Source organism: Psychrobacter sp. CAL346-MNA-CIBAN-0220 (assembly GCF_040309805.1).
Taxonomy (GTDB): domain Bacteria; phylum Pseudomonadota; class Gammaproteobacteria; order Pseudomonadales; family Moraxellaceae; genus Psychrobacter.
On record NZ_JBEOPF010000462.1, the window covers coordinates 1 to 257 of the forward strand.

Below are 257 nucleotides of genomic sequence, written 5' to 3' on the forward strand. Positions count from 1 at the left end.
GTCTAAATCCACGCGATACTCGTTTGGTATTTAATACTTGGCCTTCGCCATCAGTTAAATATAAACGCAATGGGCCGCCATTATGGTTTCTATCACCTTCTTTATTGCGGCTACGGTGCAGACGTTGAAGGTTTTTACCTTCGAGCAATTGAGGTTGCTCTTGTATCCGTTCTGCAACGTTTTTAAGCACTCGCTCAAGGCTGGCAGGTAATGGCGAACGATCATGGTTTTGTTGCAGTAATGGCAATAAAGACACC

1 protein-coding gene is annotated in these 257 nt (G+C 44.4%); it reads right to left on the bottom strand.

The window, feature by feature from the left end; genetic code table 11:
* On the bottom strand, window positions 1-257 hold a 257-nt coding region (locus tag AAEY88_RS14375; protein WP_350563479.1), incomplete at both ends, for a hypothetical protein.